At 61.6% G+C, this 23500-nt stretch carries 8 protein-coding genes; 6 read left to right on the top strand and 2 right to left on the bottom strand.

Translation table 11 applies throughout. The annotated features are described in order from the left end of the window. Window positions 1-10: 10 nt before the first annotated feature. The 6 genes from LQG66_RS29370 (at window position 11) to LQG66_RS29345 (ending at window position 17882) form a co-directional block, all read left to right on the top strand. Window positions 11-301, top strand: a complete 291-nt coding sequence (locus tag LQG66_RS29370) for a hypothetical protein (RefSeq protein ID WP_231319331.1) — start codon at window positions 11-13, stop codon at window positions 299-301. 175 nt (window positions 302-476) lie between these two features. Beyond that, window positions 477-1961 (top strand): radical SAM/SPASM domain-containing protein, encoded by a 1485-nt coding sequence (locus LQG66_RS29365; protein WP_231319330.1) that lies wholly within the window; start codon window positions 477-479, stop codon window positions 1959-1961. A 24-nt stretch (window positions 1962-1985) separates the two neighbouring features. Continuing rightward, window positions 1986-3287, top strand: a complete 1302-nt coding sequence (gene hemW / locus LQG66_RS29360; protein ID WP_231319329.1) for a radical SAM family heme chaperone HemW — start codon at window positions 1986-1988, stop codon at window positions 3285-3287. 39 nt (window positions 3288-3326) lie between these two features. Continuing rightward, complete coding sequence (locus tag LQG66_RS29355) at window positions 3327-16601, top strand: amino acid adenylation domain-containing protein (RefSeq protein WP_345778920.1); 13275 nt, start codon at window positions 3327-3329, stop codon at window positions 16599-16601. Beyond that, window positions 16598-16798: an MbtH family protein gene (locus tag LQG66_RS29350; protein WP_231319327.1), complete on the top strand. Its 201-nt coding sequence runs from the start codon at window positions 16598-16600 to the stop codon at window positions 16796-16798. Before LQG66_RS29355 ends, LQG66_RS29350 begins: the two co-directional genes overlap by 4 nt. A gap of 82 nt (window positions 16799-16880) precedes the next feature. Then, window positions 16881-17882 carry a C45 family autoproteolytic acyltransferase/hydrolase gene (locus tag LQG66_RS29345; RefSeq protein WP_231319326.1) on the top strand — a complete coding sequence of 334 codons (1002 nt, stop codon included), beginning with the start codon at window positions 16881-16883 and terminating at the stop codon, window positions 17880-17882. Here LQG66_RS29345 and LQG66_RS29340 read toward each other — a convergent pair. Both LQG66_RS29340 and LQG66_RS29335 read right to left on the bottom strand, forming a co-directional pair. Further along, a complete protein-coding gene (locus LQG66_RS29340) occupies window positions 17814-22589 on the bottom strand; it encodes a non-ribosomal peptide synthetase (RefSeq protein WP_231319325.1) in 4776 nt (1591 codons plus the stop codon). The genes LQG66_RS29345 and LQG66_RS29340 overlap by 69 nt on opposite strands. Window positions 22590-22592: 3 nt before the next feature. After that, window positions 22593-23498, bottom strand: a complete 906-nt coding sequence (locus LQG66_RS29335) for an alpha/beta fold hydrolase (RefSeq protein WP_231319324.1) — start codon at window positions 23496-23498, stop codon at window positions 22593-22595. Window positions 23499-23500 lie beyond the last annotated feature (2 nt).

Here is a 23500-nt window from a genome sequence, read left to right as displayed (position 1 = left end):
ATCTGCAACTATGCCGGACGACATCACTCCACCCGTCATGACGATTTTGCGTCGCGGCTTATCGCGGCCGGTCGTTGCTGCACGGCTCCCTCAACGTGAGATTGATACCACGCACAACCATCGAAAGCGAGCGCTTTCTACAACACCACCTAACATTGAAAAATCGGTTGCAATTGATCTTCGGATCAACGAAAATCAACTCGCCCACTACGTGTTAAGCTCACAGTATTCGCCTCGAAGCGATCAATCAGAACTGCTGATGCGCCGAATTGGAGTTCGAGGAACCTCGGGAGATTTCTGATGGCCCGCACACCCTTCGTCTTGATCTTGCCGGACACGGCATCTGCGCCATCATGAAAGTGGCAAGACCAAATTCGCATTCGGGATTGGTGCGACACGACGCAATCGCAGGCTCAGCTTCGATCGTCGTTCCGCCCCGCGGGGCTTCGTAACGACGCAGCAGGTGGACAACAACGATGTCGGTAGCCTTTTCTCATTGGCGCTGCGGACGCGACTATCAGATCGTAGACGCAGGCCGACTGGAGGACGTCACCCTCTTCGTCTCTGGAAACAGCCGAGCCATTCGCGTTTCTCGTGATCTCGGCGAGCGCCTGCGAGCCGGGCTTGAGGCCATGAATGCGATCGAAGCCGCTGAATGGAACCTGCTGGCCGACAACGGAATCGTTTCCGAGGCCAACATACCCGTGGTGCGGGAGGCCAGGATTTCCGACGGGGCGAACCTGGCGATCAACGTCAATCTGACGTCGGTCTGCAATCTCGGCTGCACGTACTGCTTTGCCGATGGCGGCGACTACGGACGCATCAGTGGCAAGCTCGAGGGCGACATCGCCGACGACATTTTCCGGTTCGTGCAAGACCGCCTCCATGGGGAAGAATCGGTCCGGTTCGAATTCTTCGGTGGCGAACCCCTCTTGAACTTTGAACGCATCAGCGCGATGTGCGCACGCGCAGAAGCCGTTTCGAACGAAACCGGCATCAAATTCATTCACCGGATCTCGACCAATCTGACGGTCCTGCCCGAGGGAGCACTCGAGCTCTTCGCGCGTCACGGTTTCATCGTGTCCGTTTCGATCGACGGCTGCCGAGAGACACACGATCGCAACCGCCCGACCAAGGGGGGCCGCGGTAGTTGGGACCGGATCATTGCGAACTGCCGAGCGGTCAGGGCCGCCGGCGACGACATCACGCTGGTCGCCCGGATGACGGTCATGGGCGGCGACCCGGGCATGAAAGAGAATGTGCGCGCCCTGTGGGATATGAATCTGTTCGACTATTTTCAGATCTACCCAGGCGTCGTGCCGCGCAGCATAGGGCAGGCACTGGATGCCAAGAACGGTAACTTCGGCCAGGGAACGATGGCCGCAGATTTCCTCGATCAGCTCGCCGAGTTCGTCGACGGATATTCGGATCTGTTCAATCCCGACAACCGCTTCCGTGGCGTACTCGAGTATGAACGGATTGCCGACATGGTGCTCCGTGGCAAGGCCGCGCTCAGCTTTTGCTCCGGCGGACGCAACTACTTTACCTTCTCGCCCGATCACTCGATCATGCCGTGCCACCGGTTGGTTGGCGACACCGCCCTGCAATCCGGAGACAGCCGAACGGGCATCGATGCGACGACGCTCCACGACTGGCGAATGCCGATAGACGACCATCCGGTCTGCTCTGGCTGCTGGATCCGGTACATCTGCGGCGGTGGATGCAAGCAGGAAAACCTGCAGGCGACAGGCAGCCTCAACTCCCCCAGCGCAGAGGGCTGTCGCCATCAGATCCAATTGGTCGAGAACGTCGTTGGTATGCTGGCTGCCCAGGACGACAGCTACCGCATGCGCGATCGCTCCCAGCTGGACGATCTTTTCGTATCCTGCGGCCGACCGGTCATGCTCAACTTTCGCAATGACGCCGAGTCGCCGCCGCTTCAACATTTCCAGCCATTGTAAAATTGCATCAACTGGAGACGCCAGGTGAGTGAGAAACAGATCCGTCGAAACATCCACACCTATCCGTTCAAGTATAGCCACCTTGCGCCAGACGTCTTCTTCGAGCGAGAGAGGGCTGTGATCTATCTGCACATTCCCTTCTGCAATACGAAGTGCCATTTTTGCGACTATGTCGTCTATACCAACACGAGTGAAGACCTGCGCGCGGCCTATGTCGACGCGCTGCGCAAGGAGATCCGCGCGTTTTCCGAAAATAGAGCTTTCCCGGGCTTCAAGATCGACGCGGTCTATGTCGGCGGCGGAACACCTGGCGTACTCACCTCGCGGCAGCTCATCAGCATTCTCGAAACGATCTGCGAGACCTTCCCCGTCACGTCCGACTGCGAAGTCGCCGTCGAATTTGACCCGGGATCGGTCACCTACGAGAAGGTGAAGGAGCTGCGTGATGCCGGCTATACGCGCATGAGCCTCGGCGTCCAGTCATTCGACGAAGACATCCTCAAGCAGAACAACCGCCCCCACGTCCTGAAAGATGTCTTCACCGCCTGGGAAGCCATTCAGCGAGCCGGCTATGCCCATACCAATCTCGACCTGATTTACCCCCTGCTCGGTCTCGACTTGAAAAACTGGGAGGCCTCACTGAGGCAGGCGATTCAACTCGATCCCACCTGCATCACGGCCTATCCGCTCGAGGTCTGGCCGCAGACGGCATATCATCACTGGCTGTTCAAGGCCAAGTCGGCGCAGCTGCCATCGGGCGGCGTCGAGGTCGACATGTGCCGAATGTCCTACGACATGCTGGAGAGTGCCGGATATAGACGATACAGCACCAGCGGCTACTTTGATCCGAAGCGGGTCGACACCTATTCCAGATATCTCGAATATTACTGGCGAACGTGGCCGTTGATCGGGTTCGGGGTCTCCTCCAAGACCGTCATTCATGACCGGCTCTACACCAACGTGCGGCCGATCAAGGAATACCTGGAGCGCAGCGCACACGATATTTCGCTGATGGATATTGCGACCCGCATCACCAAGGAGCAGGAGATGCGGCGCGTGATGATCCGCGGCATCAAGATGTGCGAAGTCTCGAAATCTGATTTCCAACGACGGTTTGGCCTGCCGATCGAGCTCATGTTCGGACGCGAGATGAAGCGGCTGATCGATCGAGGCTTGATCGAGGAAGGACCCGATACCTACAGCCTGACGCGCGAAGGCCAGGTGTTCTCGACCAACGTCTGGGAGACCTTCTTCACCGAAGAAGACCTCCGGCCGGCCACGGATGGGGAGGTGCAGTTCGGCCTGTCTGAATTGGTCCTCACCTGACGGCGGACGACTACGGCAGCTCTCTGCGTAGATTCGAGTATGCAGCCCATGGCCAGCGAGAGGTCGGACGCGATATTTCCAGCGCATGAAGCCTTGGCTTCAAGCATCGGCCAGGTCTTCGAGTCCCACGCGCTCGTCAGCCCGAACAGGGTGGCATTCAGCTTCATAGCTGAGGGTGACGCCCCGACATCTGTGCTCACCTGCGGGGACTTGCACCGAAGGGCGCTGGCCATCGGGCGGACGTTGAGCAGACGTCTCGCGCCCGGTGAGCGGGTCCTTCTTGTGCTCCCGGCGGGGCCAGACTTTCTCTCAAGCTTTCTCGGCACCGTCTATGCAGGACTTGTCGCAGTCCCGCTTCCGGTCCCACGCTTTCCCGTGCAGGTTGAACGCCTCGCTGCCGTTTCGGCCAACGCGGGCGCCTCCGCCTTGATCGCCACCGACGAACTCGATCTTGGCGATCTCCGCGACTTGCCCCGGTTCGACCCGACCAATCTCGACCCGCAGGCGGATGGCTGGACGCCGCACTGGATCGGCGGTGATGCGATCGCATTCCTGCAATACACCTCCGGCTCGACCGGGACACCCCGTGGTGTGAAGGTCAGTCACAGGAACCTCCTCAGCAACTCCGCGCTACTGCGGCAGCGTTTCGGATACGACGGCAACTCCATTGCAGTGACCTGGCTGCCGCCGTCCCACGATATGGGCCTGATCGAGGCGCTGCTCCAACCACCGCTTCATGGCGGCCAGACTATTGCAATGTCGCCGCTGACGTTTCTCCGCCGGCCGGAGCGTTGGTTGAAGGCCATCTCGAAGTTCCGCGCCAGCCATGCCGGCGCCCCCGATTTCGCTTATGCCCAATGCGTCGAGCGCACGACGCCGGCAATGCGACACGGTTTGGACCTGTCCTCCTGGAAAGTCGCCTATGTTGCCGCCGAGCCTATACGGCCCGAGACGCTGCTTCGCTTCGGTGAGACATTCGTGCCTCATGGATTTGATCCGAAAGCGTTCCACGCGTCTTACGGTCTTGCGGAAAACACGCTTCTCGTCGCCGACGGGCCGGCAGAGCATCGCGAATTCTGCGCCGATGCGCTCGAGGAAGGCGCCGCCGTCGCAGCTACGATGGCGACAAGACGCAAACGCGCGCTTGTCCCTTGTGGCAAGCCGGACCAGCAATCCGTTCTGCGTATCGTCGACCCCGAGACGGCACGGATGCTCCCGGAGCAGCGGATCGGCGAGATCTGGATTTCCGGGCCAAGTGTCGCCGCAGGCTACTGGAATCTGCCGGATGAGACGCAACAGGTCTTTGGCGCGACTCTCTCGTCAGATTCCCGGTCAGCGGGACCGGCTTTTCTCCGAACTGGAGATCTTGGATTTTTGTCCGATGGTCGCCTCTACATCACGGGACGGCTCAAAGATCTCATCGTCCTCAGTGGCAGAAACATCTACCCGCAAGACGTCGAGCGCTGTGCCGCAGCTGCACATCCCGCGATCAGGCGAGCCCCAGCCGCTTTCGGCACATTTGGAGCAGACGGTGAGAGCTCCGATCGCCTCGTGGTCGTTTGCGAGATACGGCCGGACGACTTGTCCGGATGCAAGGCGATCGCCAGCGCCATACGCAGCTCGGTTGCGACCAGCATAGAAGCCGAATTGTCGGTGGTCATGCTGGTTGCTCCAGGGACCATTCGCTTTACGACGAGCGGCAAGATCATGCGACAGGATTGCCGCCGTCGCTACCTTCTCGGAACTCTTGCACCGCTCTATACGTCCGAGATCGGCGCAGCGCGCGAGCCACAATCCGACGATGCGAGCGATCCGCTGCATGCCTTTCTTCATCGTCGTCTCTCGATCACCGACTTTTCCGAGACAAGTCGCCTGACCGAGCTCGGCATCGACTCGCTGGCGGGGACCGAGCTTGCCCACATGCTTGAAGCCGAACATGGCATCGCCGTCTCGGCGGTCGAGCTTCTGCAATCGACCGTCGGCGAGCTCAGCGCGCGGATCGCGCGCGCCGATCGCGGCGCACCGAAGCCGTCCGATGTCGGCCCGTCCGGTTCGTCGCTGGTACACGGGCAGAACGCGATGTGGTTTCTCCACAGGCTCTGGACGTCGCGCGATCCTTTCCAGTTGAGCATGACGGCTAAACTGCGTGGCGACGTCGACGTTGCGCGGCTAAGAGGCGCATTCGATAGGTTGGTCGATCGCCACATCATTCTCAGGAGCACCTTTCCGCAACAGGACAGCGTCCATCAGCCTGGTCAGTCCATTTCATCGACGCCTCCCCGGCTGGTCGTTCGGTCTGAGCTCGCGCTCGACAACGCGCTCTTGACCTCTCTTGCTGAACAGCCCTTCGACCTGACGCGATCGCCTCCCTTCCGTGCCTTCCTGTTGGTTGGCAACGGCGAACACACTCTGTTGCTGTGCGTCCACCATATCGCAATCGACTTCTGGTCGCTTCGTATCCTGGTTCGAGATCTTGCCGCACTTTATCGCGACGAGCACGCCGCGCTGCCCAGGCTGGGTCCGCATTGGCTTCCTGCGCAAATGGAAATGCGGGCACTTGCTGACTCCGACGCTCGTCGCGAAACTTACTGGCGCGAGATGCTCGAGCGCGCACCACTGGATTTCGAGCTGCCGCTCGACCACAGTCGCCCCGCACAGCGCAATTTTTCCGGTGGCCGGACAGAGACCCGGATCGACGGCCAGACGCTCCGAGCCGCCCTCGAATTCGCGCAGGCGCGCAACGTGTCCCTGGCGACCGTCCTGTTCTCCGTGTTCGTCGGTCTTTGCCATCGCTACACTGGAGAGCAAGACGTCGTGATCGGCGTCCCTGTCGCCGGTCGCGAAAGCCCGCTCTCGCGAGATTTCATCGGGCTGCTTGCGAGACTTACACCGGTGCGCGTGCAGCTCGCGGGCGGAGCAATTGTTGACGATGTCGTCCATTTGTCCGACGTCGCCTTGCGTGGCGCTCAGCTTCATCAACCCTTTGCGATTGACGACGCAGTCCGACAGTCCTCCGTTGAGGGCGTCACGACTGCGCCGCTGAAGCTGCTGTTCAATGCCTATCAGGTCTCGGACGAAACACAGCAATCGATCGCGGCGCTCGCCGTCGGCGTGACGGGACCTGAACTTGATCTGGACGGCTTGATTCTGACGCCCATGGAGCGGCCGCCGGGGCGAGTTCATCAGGATATGGTCTTCAATGTGTTCAGCGAAGGCAATTCGCTGCGGATCGTTCTGCACTATGCCGCCGAGCTCTTTGACAGCGGGCGCATGCAACGGCTGATTGGCCACTATTGCGAGCTGCTGCACGGCTTTCTCGCGCAACCGCGCGGACGGCTGGCCCGGATCCCGCTGCTCGGTCAAACCGAGCGTCAGCATCTCCTGGGGCGGCTCGCCGGCCTCGACCATCAGAGATCACCGAACGCGACGCTCCATGGCTTGTTCGAGGAACAGGCACGACGAACGCCGACGGCAATCGCCTTGATCGCTGGCGACGTATCGATGTCCTACCGTGAGCTCGACCAAGCGGCTGGACGGCTGGCTTATCGGTTGCGCGAGATCGAGGATATACGGGTCGGAGATGCTGTCGGGATCCACCTGGAGCGCGACGCGCGGCTGGTCGTTGCCATGCTCGCCGTACTCAAGACGGGTGCAGCCTACGTGCCGCTCGATCCGAACTATCCGGCTCAACGGTTGCGCGGAATGGTCGCCGACGCCGACATCCGGAAGATGATCGGCGGCACGGATAGCCACGGGCTCGGCATCGCTCCCATCGCGATACCGGCCAATGGGGGCGGTGATGGTCCACTTCCAATACCCGTGCCGCTTTCCGCCGATGCGCCGGCGTACATCCTATTCACTTCAGGGAGTACAGGGCGTCCGAAGGGCGTGATCATCGCCCACCGGGCTGCCGCCGCACTGGTGCACTGGGCCAGCGAGCAATTCGGATCCGACCTCCAACGGGTCTTTGCGGGCACGTCCGCCAGCTTCGATCTTTCGATCTTCGAAATTTTCGGACCGCTTTGCACGGGAGGCACCGTCATCCTGGCGCCATCGCTGCTCGCCTTGCCCGAGCTGCTCGAATCGACGCGCCCAACGCTGATCAGCGGCGTGCCTTCGGTGATGGTCTCTGTGCTTGAACGCGTCAGAACGCTGCCCTCGTTGCGCAGCATCGCGCTGGCCGGTGAACGCCTCACAACCGACCTCTCCGATCGCGTGCTTGAAGCTTGCCCCGGGGCGAGGCTTTTTGACCTGTACGGGCCCACCGAAGTAACGACCTATGCGACCGCAGCTCAGCGCAGGCCGGGGGCAGAGGCCACGATCGGCACGCCGTTGCCTTGCACCCGAGTCTATCTTCTCGACGAGGCCATGGAGCCGGTGCCCCAAGGTGTGCCGGGTGAGATCTGGCTCGGCGGTGACCGCCTCGCCATCGGCTATGCGAAACAGCCAGGCTGGACCGCCGATCGTTTTCTCCCTGACCCATTTTCATCGCATCCGGGCGCCCGCATGTATCGGACCGGCGACCGCGGGTGCTTCAACGCGGCTGGCGAGCTCTGCTACCTCGGTCGACTGGATAGGCAAGTCAAGATCCGCGGCTATCGCGTCGAGCCGGACGAGGTGGAGATTCTGTTGTCCCGGCATCCGGCGGTGGCGCAAGCCGCTGTTGTGGTCGTGCCGGGGCCGGACCAGACGCTTCGTATGACCGCTTGGCTTGTTCTGAAAAGCGGTGCGGAGCTGGCCGAGATCCAGTCTCATGCGGCAAGCCACTGCCCGGCCTATCTGCTCCCGAGCTTTTACGTCAGCGTCAACGAACTGCCGAAGACCCCGACCGGCAAGCTCGACCGCAATGCGCTGATGAGAACCCCGGTGCCGCTGCCCGAAACCGGGACGTCCAGCAACTGCCACGACGGCCCTTTCGTCGCCGAAGCCGCGATCTGTATGGCCCGCGCACTGCACCTGCCCGAAGTCGATTCGGACGACAACTTCTTTCACATCGGGGGCCACTCGCTGGCCGCCGTTCGCTTCTGCAAATTACTGGGCGACGCGCTCGGGCGATCGATTCCAGTCATTACCCCCTTCGATCACCCGACCCCGCGTTCTATCGCCGCATATCTCAACCGCACACCGGGTAAGGCGCTGCCTGCCGAAACTGAACGGCGGCAGCCGGCCGCATCCCAATTGCCCCTCTCGTTCACCCAGCAGCAGATCTGGTACGTCTATCGCGCCGATGAAGCGGCTCCGACCTACAATATGGCGATGCTGCTGCGCTTCGATCGGCCGGTCACGGTCGAGGCCCTGCGGATGGCATTGCATGAAACCATCCGACGACATGCCGCACTTCGATGCCGCTTGGTGGATGATGTCAGCCCTCCCCATCAGATCGTCGTTGCGGCTCCTCCCATACGAATCCCCGAGATTGACCTGTCGCAGTTCGATGCCGACGCCGAAGCCGGGCTCACAGAAGCCGCCGACCGCTTTGCGCGAGCCGCCTTCGACCTGCGGAACGATCTTCCGATCCGGGCCACCGCATTCCTGATGCCGACGGGACGGCGCATTCTAGGCTTGGCTGTTCATCACATGATGATCGATGGAGCCTCGCTGAAACTGATCGTGGACGACCTTCTGACCGGTCTCGCCGGCCTGGCCGGCGAGACCGACGGCGAGCGGCCAGTCGCTTTCGACGATGCGTCCGCTCCACCCTGTCCCTCGGATCCAGGTGAGGAGATCCTGGCCGATGATCGCGCATTTTGGCGGTCAAAGCTGCTTGGTGCCGAGCCGTCGCGGCTTTCGGCGGAGCGCGGCGGCCTCCGCGGCTCTTCCATCGACGGCCGAACCTTTCGTTTCAAGATCCCGTTTGAGCTCTCCGCCGGATCGACGACCCTTGCGACTGGCGAGGATGCGACCACTTTCATGGCGCTTCTCGCGGCCTTTGCTGCTTTGATCGGACGGATAACCTGCCGGGACGAAGCCGTGCTCGCCTTGCCGATTGCGCTAAGACACGACCCGGGGCTCGACCAAGCCGTCGGAATGTTTGTACAGCCCGTTGTCGTGCGGATCGATCTTTCAGGAAATCCGTCCTTTCGGTTCTTGCTGCGGCGTGTTCGTCAAGCCGTGCTGGAAGCAATCGCTCATTCGAGACTGCCTTACGAACAGGTGATTGAAGCCGCCGGAGCTGCACGCGACGGAACCGCGGATCCGCTCTACTCGATATTGTTCGCGATCCAGAATGGTCCCGCACGCGACACGCAGATCGGAAACCTGTCGGCCAGTTGCGAGCCGCTGGATACCGGCACCGCCCGCTCCGAACTAACGGTTCTGGCGGATCCTGGTGGAAACGGCATCGATTGCGCATTCGAGTACAGGTCTGCGTCGCTCGACCCCACCACGATCGAAAGACTCGCGCTAGCTTGGAACACGCTGCTTGCCGCGGCGGTCGCCGCGCCGGAGGCCGGCATAAGCGAGCTGCCGATCGTGTCTCCCGAGCATCGGGACCTTCAACTGACTAAGTGGAATTCGTCTCCCGCGCCCGATTCCGATCTCGCGACACTGCATGAGCTGGTGCTTCGACAGGCCAGTGCAACGCCCGGGGCCATCGCGCTGACCGACGCCGACGGAAGCCGGACGTATCGAGAGCTCGTCGAGCGCGCAAGTACCTACGCCGCCGTCCTCCGCGAGCACCATGTCGGTGCAGACCAGATGATAGGGCTCTGCCTGCCGCGACGGTCCGACACGGTCGCTGCGATGATTGGAATCATGATGGCCGGTGCGGCGTGGCTGCCGCTCGATCCGGACTATCCGGCGTTGCGGCTTCAAGCCCTGGCCGACACGGCGGCCGTCTCGCTCGTCATAGCTGAGCCGAAGTGGTATCCATTGCTATTTGCGGATCGGCGCATTGCTCCGCCGCCCATGCGCGTCGACCCCGTCGATGTCGCAATCTGCTCTTCTCTATCCCTCGCCTATGCAATGTCCACGTCGGGCTCAACGGGAAAGCCAAAAGTCGTTGGCATCGCGCACGACAGCGCCGTCAACTTCCTGAACTGGGCGATCGGCGCGTTCGAACCGGAAGAACGAGCCATCGTTCCATGGTGCACTTCGATCGCATTCGATCTCACAATTTTTGAGATATTCCTCCCGCTCAGCACGGGCGGCGAGGTGGTCGTGGTCCGGGACATCCTGAGCCTCAACGATCTTCCCGCCAGGGATCGCCTGACCATGATCAACACGATCCCATCCGGAATGGAGGCATCGCTCCGGTTGGGACCGGCTCCACCGCGGGTCCGGACGATCTGCCTTGCAGGTGAACCACTATCGCAAGACCTCGTCGAGCGCCTGTTGAGAGGCTCCCACGCCAGGCGAGTCGTTGACCTCTATGGCCCTACCGAGGCCACGACCTACGCCACCTTCATCGAAAGACGAGCTGGCGAGCCGCCGTCGGTCGGTCGGCCGCTGGGCGGAATGACGGCCTATGTACTCGATCAACATCTGCAATTGCTGCCGATCGGGATCATCGGAGAGCTGTATCTCGGCGGACGCGGACTCGCTCGCGGCTATATCGGCGCGCCGGGGGCAACTGCTGACCGCTTCGTTCCTCATCCTTTCGAGGGCGGCGAAAGGCTGTATCGGACCGGCGACAGGGCCAGATTCCTCGAGAACGGACGAATTGAACTGCTGGGACGCGTCGATCACCAGGTGAAGCTCCGCGGCTTCCGTATCGAGTTGGGTGAAGTCGAACGTGTGCTTGCACGACATCCAGATGTGGCCGACGCGGCTGCCATCGTGAGCGCGACCGATTCAGGCGACAAGAAACTGATCGCGTTCGTGGCCGGCGCCAGCCGGCATCCCGATCCGGTCGCTCTCGTTGACTGGACCGCCCAACATCTTCCCCGCTTTTCCGTGCCAGCGGCCTGCATCGTTCTCGACGAGCTGCCGCGTTTGCCGAACGGCAAGCTCGATCGAGCTGTCATGGCGCACCTTGTGCCCGCACAACAGACGGTGGCGCGTGACGAAGACGGCGGCGCTTTGACCGGTGTCATTATCGCATTGTGGACCGATCTGGTTGGTCGCCCACCGCTGCCAGGATCGACATTCTTCGAAGATGGCGGAAACTCGCTTCATGCGGTATCGCTGATCGCAAGGCTCGGCAGCATATGCGGTGCAAAGCTGTCGTTGCGCGACTTTCTGAGCAATCCGACAGTTTCAGGCATCGAGGCCATCGCGCGCAAGGGACGTCGCTGGCAGGGCGTTCCGATGCTCCCTGCTCCGCTCCCGACTGAGCCCGCCGAAGAAGGGCCGCTGTCCCACGCGCAGCAGCAGATCTGGCTGTTCGGTCGGCTTGCGCCCGCAAGCCCCGTATACAATGTCAGCTATGTCATGCGGCTTGGCCAAACGCCGCAGCGTGACCGCCTCCGGGCCGCTCTGCGTGAACTTGTGCAGCGGCACCCGGCGCTGCGGACGAGCTTCCGGCAGGTTGAGGGAGAACCGCGCCAAGTTGTCCAATCCGGTGTGGAGATTGCCCTGGAAGAAGCCTGGCTTGACGGGGCCACGGCCGAAAGCGATGCCATCAACGGGATTCGCGTCATGTTGTGCCGGCCGTTCGACCTGGCCCAACCACCGCTGCTTCGTGCGATGCTCGCTTCGCTGCCAAACGGCAATTCCCTGCTTGCAATATCAGTCCACCATATCATCGTCGATGCGTGGTCGCTGAACGTGCTGCTCTGCGAGCTTGGCAAGCTGTACAGTGGCAAGCCCGTTCCACCGCCCCCCTCTATCGGCCCTATCGAATTTGCGGCGTGGGAGCAGTCCTGGCTTGGAACGCCGGGGGAAAGAAGGGCATTCCATCGCTGGCAGGATCGCCTCGCCGGATTGCAGCCGACGCTGCGATTGCAGGCACCTGCCGGACACGGAGACTTCGCCGGAATCACTTTGAAGCGGGTGCTGCCACCGGCGCTTCGGGACCAGATTCGCCGTGTTGCCCTTGCGACGGACGCGACCCTGTTTCATGCCGTCCTCGGCGCCTTCGCGTTGTTGCTGCGAAGCTTATCCGGAAAGGACGAACTCATCATCGGCCTTCCGGTCACGATGCGCCGCGATCCAAAATGGGACGGTGTGGTTGGCTTCTTCTCCAACACGGTCCCCCTCAGGCTCGACCTGACATTGGCAACGGACGCCCGTGCACTCCTGCAGCAGGTGCGAGATTCCGTGCTCGATGCGCATGACTGGGGTTGGCTGCCGCTGTCGCGCATCGCAGATGCCTGGAGGGTCGCGCGAGACGACAAGAAGCCGGAGCTGCTGGACGCCATCTTCGTCATGCACGATGGAACACGGGCGGGCAAGTTCTTCCCGACGCTCTCGGCATCATACCTTCCCGTAGAGCTCGGCGTCGCCAGGTGCAGCCTTATGCTTTCGGTATTGGACGAAAGTGATGGACTGATCCTGCACCTAGAAACCTCGCTGGTCGAGCGAGCGGATTCGATCATGAAAGACCTCGCAAGCATGATGGAGCGACTTGCAGAGGCGCAGACTTCAAGTCCTGCCGCCATGCCGCACTGGCCAGCTCCGAGCGACGAGCCGCTGCCGAAGGCGCTCGCCTCTCATTCGGCCGTGGCTGATTGGCACGTGGTGTCCCGAGACAATGGTCAAGCAAGAGCCTATATTCGCCTCCGCCCCGGCGAGCCCTACGACAAGCATCCAGAACTCCGCGCGCTTGCGCCCGAGTTGTTTTTCGTCAGCTGCATGCCGCGCCATGCCGATGGTGCCGTCGACGTTGAAGCTCTCGAGCAGAGCGTCGTACGACCTGCCTCGTTGCCGTCGCCGACCAACCGGGTCACGCCAGAACTACGCCCCTCGCGCCTTGCCTTGGTGGAAGGACCGGCCTTCATTCCTCCTCCCGACCGGCCGCGACATCTCCCCGATGCGTTGCGTCGCGCCGCCGCTCTCAGACCCGACAACGGCACCCTTTTCATCACCCGTAGCGGTGTCGCGGAGCGCCTCACCTACCCGCAGCTCCTGACCGAGGCGCGCGGCGCTCTCGCCGCACTCCGGCGCCTGGGAGCGCAGCCGGGGTCTTCGGCCATCCTGCAATTTGATAGACCGCGACAGCATCTGCCTGTGTTCTGGGGATTGCTGCTGGGAGCCATGCGCCCCTTAACGGTGGCAATCCCCCCGGTGTACGAGCCGGACCAGGCGATCGTCCAGAAACTTGTCGATGCCTGGCACCAACTTGGGCACGCCCCCATCCTATGCAGCGCAACGACGGCGGATGGGCTCCGCGGCCTGCGCCAACGGGGGATCCTTCCGGGCGCGCAGATTTTCGAGATCGATCGATCCGAAGCAGACGGCGCGCCCGAAGCAGAGCAACCATACGATGATCAGGTCGCCTTCTTCCAGCTGAGCTCGGGTAGCACGGGGACGTCCAAAGTCATTCCGATCACGCATCAAGGCATCGTACACCAGGCTCTCGCCAGCGCCGGTGCTCGGCGCGATTGCGGCGGCGTTTCGCTCAACTGGCTCCCGCTCGACCACGTCGTACCAATTCTGACTTATCACCTGACCGACGTCGTTCTCGGCCGGGACGGCATTCAGCTCGACACCGCTGCAGTTCTCGCCAACCCGCTGATCTGGCTGGACATGCTTGATCAGTACCGTGTCACGGACACGTGGTCGCCAAATTTTGGATTCCGCCTGCTGCTTGATGCCCTCAAGTCCGCACCGCAGCGGCATTGGGATTTGTCATCACTGCGTCGATGGATGAATGCCGGCGAGCTGGTGACATCAGCGACGATGCGCGAGTTGGCAACGCAAGCCGCGAAGTTCGGCCTTCCTGCCAGTGCTCTTCAGCCCGCGTTTGGAATGGCGGAGACGTGCACCTGCATCACCTACGAGCTCGATTTCGATCCGGTCAGGTCCGTCCGCTGGGCGCGCAGGTCCTCCATGGGAACGGACAGCACGGAATTCTCCGACCACCCCGCACCTGACACGACTGGATTCGTCAGCCTCGGTGCTCCCGTCGCCGGCGTGGCGCTCCGCATTGCGGATGCGGCTGGCTTGACGGCACGCGAGGGGCAGATCGGTCGGCTGCAATTCCAAGGGCCTGTGATTACGCCCGGCTACCTGGACAACGCGGCGGCAAATGCCGCGGCGTTCCAAGGCGACGGCTGGTTTGACTCCGGCGATCTTGGCTTCGTCGCCGACGGGCAACTCTACGTCACCGGCCGTGACAAGGAGGTCCTGATTATCAATGGAGTCAACTACAGTTGTCAGGAGCTCGAGGAAATTGCTGCGGATGCCGGAGGTGTTCTGGACAGGAAGACCGCAGCCGTCGGCTTCAGGCCGGAAGGTGCGGACACGGAGGCCCTCGTCATATTCTTCGTCCCTCAGCCTGCCGTCGACATCGGCAGGACGGCCCGAGGCATCACAGTTGCGCTCTCGCGGCGGATCGGTGTCGTACCTGCCCGTGTCATCCCGCTCTCGGACACGCAATTTCCGCGGACCACCAGCGGAAAGATCCAGCGTGTCGCGTTGCGCCGCGGCTTGACCCGGGATCTGCAGAAAGAGGACCGATCGATTCCGGCGGCGCCCGTCCACCGCGTGGTGTGGCGTCGCTCGCGACAAGAATTCGTGCGTCCTCCGCCACGGCACGCGGTCGTCTTCGGCGATCGATCGGGTATTGCCGAAACGATCGCAGATTGCCTCCGACGCGCAGGCTCACGATGTACGCTGGTCAGCTACGGATCGGCCTTCGACCGGCGTGGCCTCGACGACTTCGTCGTGCGCCCCTCGTCTCGCGACGATCATGCCCTGCTCTGGGCGGCACTCGAAGCTCCGGCCGATACGATCATGCACCTGGCCACCGTCGATCCGCCGACGGCGCTCGTCCCGACATCCTCGGCTTTGCGCGAAATGCAGGACGTCGGACTGTTCGCGCTGCTGGCGATCGCCCAGAGCCTGCCGGGCGATGCCAGCACGGAGATCGTGCTCGTCAGCCGAGGTCTTCGCGTCACGCCCTTCGATCAACAAGTCGCCTGGCCACATGCAACGATGTTGGGATTGGCCCGAACCATTCCATTGGAAAAGCCGGGATTGACGGTTCGCAGCATCGACATGAGCCTGTCCCGCTCCACAACGGATCACCAAATCATCATCTCGGAGCTCGCGGCCCCCGCAACCGAGCCGGAAGTCTGCCTGCGTGGATCGGTCCGCCTCGTTCCCAGATTGGAAGCCAACGTCGTCACGGACTTGCTGCCGGATTACAGCGGTCGCTGGATCGTCGCCGGAGGGACTGGTTCCGTCGGAACGATGCTGTCCAACCACCTGCGCTCCAAGCATCGGGGTGTCTTGCATCCGTTAAGTCGAAAAGCGCGGCCATCGAACGGAGAGATCAAGGCTGACGTCAATGATCTCGATACGTTGCGGACCGCGGTGAAGAGGGTCGAGGACGAGACCGGAGAACACATCGCGGGCGTCTTCCACCTCGCGGGTGACCTCGAACTGACGTCAATCGACGAGTTGACTCCGCATTCATTGTGGCAAGCCATCGAGACCCGCCTTGCTGGCGGAAACAATCTTGGTCGCCTTTTCGACGAGCGCCCCGAAGTCCGTTTCATCGTATTCTCATCCACGACAGGTCTGCTGGGTGGAGCTCTTGCGGGCGCTTATGCCGCCGCCAATTCGGGGCTTGACGCTTTGGTCGAGCACCTGCGGCTCCGCGGTTTCCGGGCGCAGACCATCCGTTGGAGCGCCTGGTCGGGGCTCGGCCTGAGCCAAACGACCACGGCTGAAGCCCGGCGAGCCAACGGCTTGCTGGACATTCCCGCAGATGCCGCACTGGCGATCTTGGACGCATTGGGAGATGAAACCGACGTCTGCGTCGGCTTGGATGAGCGACATCCTCGTCTCAGGTCTATCCTCATCCCCGCCGATCCCCGTCTCCCTCTCCATGATCAGCGGCTGCCAGCAAGCCCGGCAAGGCCTACGACCCCACCCGCCGGCGAGCTGGAAAACGCCATCGCCAGAGTCTGGCAGGACGTTCTCAAGCTCGAACATGGCCTCGATCGCGAAGCCTCGTTCTTCGAGCTTGGCGGCTCCTCAGTTCAATTGGCTCTGGTCCAGCTTAGGTTGGAGCAGATGCTCGAACGCCCCGTCCCCTTGCGGAGCGTTTTCAGCCACCCCAGCATTTCCCGATTGGCCGATTATCTCGGAGCCGAGGAGACACACGCCCAAGCAACTGCGCCGATCGTCGCGCGTCGGCGGAGGCGTCAACGCGCCTCGCCCGGCGCAGACACCACCAGCACATCCTATGGCGGGAGCCCCCAATGAGCGAACAGACCTATCTAGTCGTTGTAAACCACGAAGAACAGTATTCGATCTGGACGTCAGATCGCGAGTTGCCTGCGGGCTGGACCGCGGTGGGAAAGAGCGGTTCGCGCGAGGAGTGCCTGGCCTATATCGAAGAGGTCTGGACCGACATGAGGCCACTGTCGTTGCGTCGCGTGATGGATCAAAGCGCGCATTGAGGACAGCCTCGAGGCGCTCACTCCTTCACCCTCTAGGGCCCGACGGCCGACTGCTGATCGGCCGTCGCAAGCGTGCGAAATCATGCAGAAGACCTTCTACGCCGTTTTGGAGGATGTCCCTGGAAAGTCGTGGCAACGCTATTTCAGGAAGCATTGGCCCGCGACACGAAAATGGTATCTCGGCGAAGGTCTCGACGCCCGATCGACCGCGGCCGAGGGCCGAGCGGCGCTCGTCGCCCATATGCCCGAGTTCGTAGAGATATACGACCGTCTATGCAGCCTGTGTGGGTCAGATGATGTCGCGCACCGGGCGTTGAGTACCTACAATCTGCCGCCGATCCTGCCCGCCTGCAGCCAGGCGATTTGGCGCGGCCCCGACGGCCCGGTGCTCATCCGCAACTACGATTTCGAAATCGACACCTCTGCCCATTGCATAGAGGCAAGCCGATGGTTCGGCCGCCGCGTCATCTCGATGCGGGAGGCCTATTGGGGGTGCGTGGACGGCATGAACGATGACGGCCTCGTCGTCTGCATTGCATTCGGAGGACGGAAGGCGCACGGCCGGGGGTTCGCCATGCCCCTCGTTGCGCGCTACATCCTCGAAACCTGCCGGTCGACCAGAGACGCAATAGCCGTGCTCGTCCGCGTACCAGTGCACATCGCCCAAAACGTCCTCCTGGTCGACAAGTCCGGCGATCTCGCCACGGTGTTCGTCGGCGCCGACCGTCAACCGGCCGTAACGTCGATGCCCGCGTGCGCCAATCATCAGGAAGACGTCGTCTGGAGGGCAATGGCCGAGCAGAACCGGACCGTCGAGCGCCACGAATGCCTGCGCAGACTACTCGCAGGCGATGTTCGGTCCGAGGACAGTTTGATCAACGCGTTTCTGCGTGAGCCTCTCTATGTGCAAGACAAGCCCCGCGGCGTCGCAACCGTATACACTGCGGTCTATCGCCCGACCCAAGGATCCGTGGACTTCCTCTGGCCCGCGAAGCGCTGGACACAGAGATTCGATTCATTTCAACAGGGATCCTACACTCACTTCTTCGGCATGCCGCGTCTGGGCGGTCCGACTCGCCGATGAAACCGTGAAACCGGGATTCTCCGTCAGCACCTTCAGTGACGTGACAAAATCCTGAAGGAGCGAGTCGATCGTGGCCGGCTCGAAGATATCCGTCGCATATTCGGCGATACCGTAGAAGGCATCCGCCGTCTCGTAAACGAAGAGCGTCAGATCACGCCTGGCCGTTCTGACCGGAACGACAATCGGGTACGTCTGCAATCCGGCGAAAGCCGCTCCGTCGACCGGTACATTCTGCATCGCAAAGGCGATCCTGAAGAATGGTGTCTCGCGTTGGTACCCCCGGTTCGACAACCCGGCCTGAATGTCCGCGATCGATGCATTGGGGTGATCGAGCGCTGCAAGGACTTCAACTTTCACCCGCCTGAGCACTTCGCGGAAGCTTGGATCATTCGACAAGTCGACGCGCAACGGCAGATAGTTGATGAACAACCCGATCAACTCCTCCATGTTGGGTTGTCGCCTGCCTGCGACGGGAGTGCCGACGACGACGTCGGTCTCTCCGCTCCAACGCATCAGAGCAATCGTGAAGACCCCGAACAGTACCACAAACGGCGTAACGCCCTCGCCATCCGCAAGTTCTTGCATCGCGACCTTCAACTCGGGCGGCAGCGAAAAAGAGCGGGTTGCTCCGCTGTAACTTGGCTGGTCCGGCCTCGATCTGGCCAAGGGCAGATTCAGGAGCGGCGCGCCGGCCATCCGCTCTGTCCAATATGCTATCTCGGGCGCCAGCGCCTCACGGTACTCCCGAGTGCGCTGCCACAGGACGAAATCGGCATATTGAAGCTGCGGCTCGGACAGGCTCGGCGGCCGCTCCTCGCCAAATGCAGCGTAGAATGCACGAGCCTCGCGCAGCAGGATATGCACCGACCAGCCATCACAAACGATATGATGCACAAGCATCAGGAGATGATGCTCCTCGGGCGCAAGCCGCAGCAGCGTGACCTTGATCAACGGTCCTTTCTCGAGATCCAAGGCCTCGTTGCGCAATTGCGCCGCAACCTGGCGAGCTGCAACCTTGCGATGTTCCGGCGATCGTGATGAGACGTCAATGATCTCGATCCCGAATCGGCCTCGTGGATCGATGATCTGAAACGGCGTGTTGTCGTTCCATCCAAAACGCGTTCGCAAGCTTTCGTGCCGCTGCACGACTGCATCAAAGCTTCTTTCAAGTCTGGCCGGATCGAGCTTGCCCGTAAGCCCGACGAAGTAGGCAATATTAAACGCTGCTCCAGGCTTCCCGACACGGTGGAGCCTGAGCCAGCTCTCTTGCACGACCGAGGTCGGAATTTCGGCCGGACGAGGCTGCCGAACGAATGCGAAGTTCGGCTGTCCGTCGGCGCGACGCGCGACGTCGATCCACGCAGCAAGTTCAACTATTGTAGGCGCCGCGAACAAGGTTCGAAGCGGCAGATCGACTTTCAGCTCCTGCCTCACCCATGCAGCCACCCTCGCGGCACGGAGCGAGTGACCTCCCAGCTCGAAAAAGTTATCCTCGATTCCCAGATCGGAACGTCCGAGCACTTTACGCCAGATCGATAGCAGCGACCGCTCGCTCTCGGTGCGCGGCATGAGATGACGACTGGAAGGCGACGGTCGCAGCTCGGGACGGGGAAGCCCACGACGATCGACCTTTCCGTTCGGGGTCAATGGCATGGCATCGATCATCACGAACACCGAAGGAACCATATAGTCAGGCAGATACTCGCGCAGCCGAGCGCGAAGGTCACCCGGCCTAGGCGGGTCTGTAACATTCGCGGGCACCAAGTAGGCGACGAGGACTTTTTCGTTCGCATCGTTTTCGCGCGCGACGACAACGGCGTCACGCGCTCCCGAAACCCTCAGCAGCACCGGCTCGATCTCTCCAGGCTCGATCCGATAGCCACGGATCTTCATCTGATGATCGATCCGTCCTGCGAATTCGACGTTTCCGTCGGGCAAATACCGTCCCAGATCGCCAGTCCTGTAGAAACGATCTCCGGCAACTTTGGAAAACGGATTGCTGAAGAAGCGCTGTTCGGTCGCAACGTCGTCGTCGATATAGCCTCGTGCCAGTTGATGACTCCGCACGCATATTTCAGCGAGCTCGCCGACGCCGGCAAGGACGCCACGCCGGTTCTGCAGTATCAGTTGTACGTCGCCGATACCGCGCCCGAGCGGGACAACTTGCTTGGCATGCCCCGTCTCGCTTCCCAACTCCTCCAGACCTTCGTCAGGAACGACGAAATACGAAAGCGCGCGCTGCGTTTCCGTGGCTCCGTAGAGATTGACGCAAGTCGCCGAGGGCGCAATCGAGCTGATGGCCGCGACGTCCCGTAAGGTCAGTACGTCGCCCACAAAGAAGGCATATCGAAGCGACGCAATTGTAGTGCTCTCGGCCATTTCAGCATCAGGCGATCCACGATAGCTGAGGGCCTGCCCAAGCCCCGGCGTCAGTTGCGCAACCGTCACACCAGCTTCTCTCATCCACGTAGCCATGTATCCTGGGCGAATGATCTGCTCCGGATCGGGAATGCAGATCATTGCTCCCAGGCAGAGTGGAGTGAAGATGTCTCGCTGCAGGGGATCATGGGAAAGACCCGATACCATGCTGAATCGATCGCTTTGCTGGAATTCAAATGCCTGTTCCAGCCACGGCAAAAAGTAGGACAGCGGTCCGTGCCGCCCCGCGACCCCCTTTGGTCTTCCTGCGGATCCGGAGGTAAATGTGACAACGGCCAAGTCGTCCGGCCCGACGGCAGGTCGACCGCCATTTTGCAGCGGTCCGATCATCGCGTCCGATGCCAGCTCGATCTCTCTGCGGCGAAGACGCAGTTTGCAGCCGTTCGCAGCGCGTATAGCCGCCTCAACGAGGGCATCCGGCGGAACACCAGCTTCCGCGATCTCTATCCACGCCCGAGGTCTGGCGATATTGACTCGATCGATCAGGCCGTTCGTCGGATAACCTGGATCCAGAAGGGTGAATGCTGCGCCCGCTTTCAGGACACCCAGAATGGCGTAGACGAGTTCAGGGCCACGGTGGGCATAGATGGCGGCAACGTCTCCCTTCCGTAAGCCACTCCTGACGAGGATTTCGGCGACGCGATCGGAAAGCCGATCAAGATCGCCATAAGTGTATGTATCCGAGACGGTCGCAAGCGCCGTGCGATCGGGCGTGCGCGCCGCTTGCTGCACAAACAGCTCGTGAACGGCGCCACGCCAGCCGTAGCCGAGCGGCCGCGCCGGATCCGGCAGACTTTTTTGCCCGGCAGGCGTTCTCAATGAAAATGAGATGATGTTCTGCGCTGGATCCTGAACGATCTGCGATATGAGCAAAGAGAATTGAGCCAGAAATTCCGAGATGCGCTCCGGTCGGAAGAGATCGGTATTGTAGACAGCGCTGAGCGCAAGCCCGCTATTCGACGCCAGGACATAGAGCGTCAGGTCGAAACGAGAGATGGGATCGGTTGGCTCGAGCACCTTGAGTTTGAGCTTGGCATCGTCGGTTCCGCCCGAAGCGAAATTGAGCATATTGAGGACGCACTGAAACAACGGAGAGTGGCTCAAGGTCCGGCTCGGCCGCAACTCCTCCAGGAGCCGCTCGTAGGGGATCTCCTGATGAGCATACGCGCCAATTGCCGTCTCCTTGACCCTCTGAAGAAATTCGAGAAAGGTCGGCTCTCCCGCAAGGCTGGTGCGAAGCGGCATCATGTTCACAAACAGGCCGATCATCCGTTCGGTCTCCTGCTGCGACCGCCCCCAAATCGGGGTACCAACGATGATATCCTCCTCCCCGCTCCAGCGGCTCAGCAGGATCTTGAAGGCAGCAAGCACCACCATGAAGAGCGTGGCCCCCTCTCGGGTGGAAATGTCCGTCAGGCTTTGGACGACCTCCTTCTTCAGAACGATCGACGCCGTACCACCATTGAAGGTCTGTATCGCCGGGCGCGGCTTGTCGGTGGGAATTGTGGGCACACCGGACGCCCCCCGCAATTTGTCGAGCCAATACGTCAAGTGGCGTTCCAAGGCTTTGCCCTGAAGCCAAGCACGCTGCCAGATTGCGAAATCAGCGTACTGAATCGGCAGCTCCGGAACCGCGCTAGGTTTGCCCTCGCGAAGCGCCGCATACGACTGTTTGACTTCCTGGGCGAGAAGCTCCATCGACCAGCCATCGGCCACGATGTGGTGCAGCACCACGACGAGCCTGTGCTCGCTCTCCGACAGCCTGAGGACGAGCACGCGAAGCAACGGCGCGACGGTGAGATCGAAGGGTTGGCTTACCGTCATCCGGCTCAGCCGTTCGGCCTCCACCTTGCGATCCTGCCCGGATAGGGACGTCAGATCCTCGAACGAACAGCGGAATGCCACCGTCTGATCGACAACCTGCCGGGGTTCGCCGCCTGAGGAGACAAATCTGGTTCGGAGTATCGCATGCCGGCGCACGACGTACTGATAGGCTAAATCAAGCGCTGGATAGTCCAGCGGACCGTCGATCCGATAAAACTCGGGCAAGTTGTAGGCCGGCCCGAGCAGGCCGATTTGTTCGAAGGCCCACAAGCGCTCCTGGGCAAACGAAAGTGGTGCAGGCTCCGCATCCCCGCGTCGCGGTCGGATCACGAAGCTCGCATCAGACTTCGGTGCCCGAACGCCCCTAATGCGCGCATCGAGCAACTCTCGTTTCGCACCTGTCAACTGTCCGGTTTTTCCGAGGCCGTTCACGTCGTGGCCCATCGCCTATGATTTGTCTCGCGCGCCTCGTCCGAGCAAGAAGCCTCTGGTCGCCTCAAACAGGCCGGCCGCGTTCTCCATGACCACACCGTGGCCCGCTCTGTTGACAATCGCCAGCTGGCCGTCGGCCAACACCGCGGTGGCCATACGTCGCGCGACGTCGGCGGGCAGCACGGCGGACCCCTGCCCCCTTATGACGAGGCACGGGCACTTCACCTTGGCGAGAGCGGCCCAGAGCATGGGATCATGTCGACGATCCTGCCTGACCATCGGCTCGCCGAACTGAGGCCGTTCAGCCAAGGCGGGGTCGGCCTTGATTTCAAATCCGCCCGCGACTTGCCGCAGATTGTTCGAGGCAAAGCGGGCCAGTACCTTCCGATCGACCAGCGGCCGCCTCTCAATCAACCATTCCTCGTACTCGGCGACCGACCTGAAGCGGCGCGGCATCGAAACGAATTCGGCACGGAGCCGATCTGCGGCGGCAGCGCCGATTTCCGGCCCAAAATCGACAATGACCAGACGGGCCACTCGGTGCATGGACGCGGCAGCGAACAAGATCGCGATCTCCGCGCCCAACGAGTGCCCGACAAGCGTAACGGGTTCGCCATCGATTGCCTGCAGCACCGCATCCAGGTCTTCGACGAAGGATGCGACCTGATATGCAGAATCACGATTCCAGCTCGAATCGCCGTGGCCGCGCAGGTCCATGGCAAAGGTACAAAAATTCGCGGCAAGAAACGGCGCGAACTCGCTCCAGACGTCGGCAGAATCGGCGAACCCGTGCAGCAGGAGACAGGGCGGTCCCGTTTCGCTCCAGTGAAGGAGGCGAAGCGTGCCGGTGTCACGGATCGCAATGTGGCTGCTTCGCAAAATCACACCGTTTCGTTCTTGGATTTCACCGCCGGCAAGCATTC

The organism is Bradyrhizobium ontarionense (assembly GCF_021088345.1).
Classification (GTDB): Bacteria; Pseudomonadota; Alphaproteobacteria; order Rhizobiales; family Xanthobacteraceae; genus Bradyrhizobium; species Bradyrhizobium ontarionense.
This window is presented reverse-complemented; position numbering and strand designations above follow the sequence as displayed.